Source organism: Succinimonas sp. (assembly GCF_045225735.1).
Lineage (GTDB): Bacteria > Pseudomonadota > Gammaproteobacteria > Enterobacterales > Succinivibrionaceae > Succinimonas.
The window spans coordinates 1-3,327 of the sequence record NZ_JBGVBR010000134.1; the positions used below are offsets into that span (position 1 = coordinate 1).

A 3,327-nucleotide genomic window follows, 5' to 3' on the forward strand; every position below is an offset into this window, starting at 1 on the left:
GATCCCATCATCGTTTTCGGCGGTTCCTGACAGACAGATATAATTCTCATCCGCAAGATCCTCGCGGCAATTTTCCAGTTCCTCATATATGTACGGCAGGATAAGATCCCTGTACCGCGGAAGTGTTTCTTTATCAATGACTTCTATGTTCATAGCAGTTAGTAGTCAGCGATCAGGGTTTAGAAGGCAGGTGATGACCATCCCCAAGACCCTAAATCATATACCCTATTTTCTCTTCATCTGCTGCAGAGAATCCGGAGCGTTGAATGTATCTTCAGCAAGGACAATTTTCAGCATTCCCTCAAGTAATGAAGTGAGCGGCGACCGGTTGTCACCCAAAATTTCACCCAGTGACTCTCCTATGAAGTTCGGAGCGTTATGCAGCGGGCTTTCCTCAGAATCACTCGCTTTGAAGACTTTGAAGATCCAGTTTTCCGCTATCAGGTTATGAAATAATCCTAACAGATAATCCTTATCCGGATTATCGATCTCCGCGTTTCGTTTCATTGCCCGGAGAACGGCCATCAGGTCGTCCTTCTTTCTTTTGATGCATTCCAGCATGTCATTTTCCAGCCAGGCTTTGATCGTATCCTTATTACCCGAATCTTCAAGGGAGATGTGGTTCAGATAACGCTGCTTCATGCCGCCGAAGATTTTTTCCAGGATCAGGGATTTGTAGACATTTCCGGAAGAATTGCTCAGAATGGCACCGTTTGCGTCTCCCTCATTTTCTTTCTTATGCAGAGCAAAGGCATAATCCACATCCTGCTGGGTGTAGGACCCTTTTTCCAGCATATAATTGTGCGAGAGGTCGAACTGATCGGCAAGCTTGTCCATCCGTTCCGCCTTCTCCAGTTCCTTTTTCTCTGCTTTTGTCAGCTCCCGCGTATTGTCAGCCTTTATGTGTTTCAGTTCCTGAAAACGCGCGTATTTCTCAACCGCCGTCTGAGGATTTTTGTAGATCTGGAGATAGGATTCATAATGGCTGGGTGTCATCATGGCTTCACCGTTACCGGCTGTGACCCGATATTCCGTTCTTGTGGTATCACTGCGAATATTGCCCAGATCTCCGCCGGCATCTGCTCCGTAATCTGTTTGGGCATAGAGGTTATCAATATATTGTGCGGCTCTTGAAAGAAGCGAGATCATGTGAATTACCGGCACATGCAGCCGTTTATCATTTTTAAAATATTTGAAGAGCAGCGTATTAAGCCCGGCGATTTGTCCGTCCAAATCCGCCCTGGCAGCTTTTAATGCCTGAGGCTGATTATCAATGCCGATCAATTGTTCGATCGTCCCACCTGCGTTATCCAATTCGGCAATAGGCGTCACCAGCTCCTCTGTCATTTCCGGCATGGAAAATAATTCATCCAGGCTGTTTTTGCCCAGTACATTCAGAATGGTCTGTATCAGCGATTGCCCTTCATCACGCAGAGCGTGTTGGAAATCCCTCAGCATCGCGCCGTTTTGCTGCTGACTGCGGCTGCTGAACAGACCTGCACTGCTTGATCCTCTGTCAGCGGCCGGCAGCGTACCGCTGTACGCGTCGGAGCTGACCATTCCGGCGTCAGGACCTTCCAGACGGCGCATGTTTTCCGCAACGGCATTCGGGCTGTCCGCCAGAGACGTTGTGGTCGGAGCTTCGGACGGTGCATTCTTATAGTTGCGGTAATCCTGTTTGGTTACACGCTTGTTGCCCAGCCCCGCATAACTCAGATCTTCCTGCTGAGCCAATTTTTCTAAATGTTCTTCCGTATTGATCCTTGCATTGGTCTCATGGGCTGTACCGGCAAAGATCCCGAAATTTCCGATGGCATTGACACGGGGAACTTCCATTTTGAAAATACTGTCCGCCACCGGAACATGGGCAACATTCTGAACCATGTCTTTTACAAAGGTGGTACAGTTTCGGGTCAGACCGTTATAGCCCTTGTCAGCATAGGTTTCCGAAGCCTTCAGGATCGCGCTGATCTGGCGGTTTTTGGCGGGAAAAGTACGGGTGATGGTCCAGGCTGCATTGCTTTCATCCATCAATTGTCCGGGAAAATTTCCGGCTTTTGTGGAATTCAGAGAAGTTTGTGAAAGCGTGCTGCCTGCCATATAAAAGCCGTACTTCAGGGAATAGCGTTCATACTGCCCGGAGATGCGGCTGTAACGGCTGTATTCCAATCCGAGACCGCTGTGCCCCATGTCAGGAATAATGCTCCCCGTCATTGTTTTATCTACAGCTTCCTCCGGCTGGTTGACATTCACACTGATCGTCGGAGGCAGCGGTTTCCCTTCCGAATCGGTCGCCTTTTTTGCTGTGACTCGGGACCAGACAGTCGGCACCCGGCGGAAATCCGCCATGATGTCATCCTGTCCGTCAGGGGCTTTTTCATATTTTGCGCCGTCCCAGCCCGGGATGACGTCATGCTGCCGTTTATCCTGCGTGATGTTGGGATTCTCCGTACTTCCGCTCACCGATTGTTTGTATTTCTTCGTGAAATAAGTGAAGCGGGCCAGGTTTTGAACAACATTTAGGGCTTTCCCAAAGGTTTTCCCCATAAATTTGGCTGTGCCGGTCAAAAATCGACGGAACCACCCGGTTTTTGCCCGCGCGGGCAGCTTCTGTGCGTTGAAATTACAGCCGGCTGCCGGCAGCATTTCATTGTTGATCTCATTCAAATCATTTTCAATGATATTGTTATTCTGAATGATGTTTTCCCGGTCATTTGATTTTTTGCGACCTTTCTTTTTCGGAGCATGGACGACCATATCCTCCCGGGATTCTGTATTCTTACTGCTTTCGCTCTTTTTGGATTTTTTGCCCTTTTTCTTCTTGGGTGCGACCGCGATCAGATCTTCCGGAAGATCCGGTTTCTCATCGAATCCCTCACCGATCTGATCCCATACCTGCTGCAGCTTTTCTTCATTGGTCATTGCCGGATCTTCGGAAAAAAGCGGTTTCTGCTCCATCTGATCCGGGAAAATGTCCTGCACCGGAGGATCATTGACAGCGTTCTTTTGAATGGCGTTTTCCAAAATGTTGGCTACAAAATTTTGTACGAGGGCTTTTTGATCCTTACCGTCTCCCGCTATATTTTCATTATTGCCTTTTTCTAATATCGATTTCTTATCTTCTTCATCATTATTCAAAATATCATCAAAATTGTCATTTGAGATATTCAGATCAAGTTTTCCGTTTTTTATCAGGTTTTTATTTCCGCCATCGTTATCATGATCAGACTCGGACATTACCGTATTTTTGCGGTGCTTTTCCCCGTTGTTGATGATGTTGTCATCATCGTTATTGATACGGTCCAGATTTCCTTCCAGAAATTCCAA

Annotated in this window: 1 protein-coding gene; it reads right to left on the bottom strand. The window is 47.5% G+C overall.

Going from position 1 to position 3,327, the window contains the following annotated elements:
- Positions 1-225: 225 nt before the first annotated feature.
- Positions 226-3,327 (bottom strand): hypothetical protein (locus ACJROR_RS04880; RefSeq protein ID WP_406546119.1); only part of this gene is annotated, 3,102 nt, incomplete at its 5' end.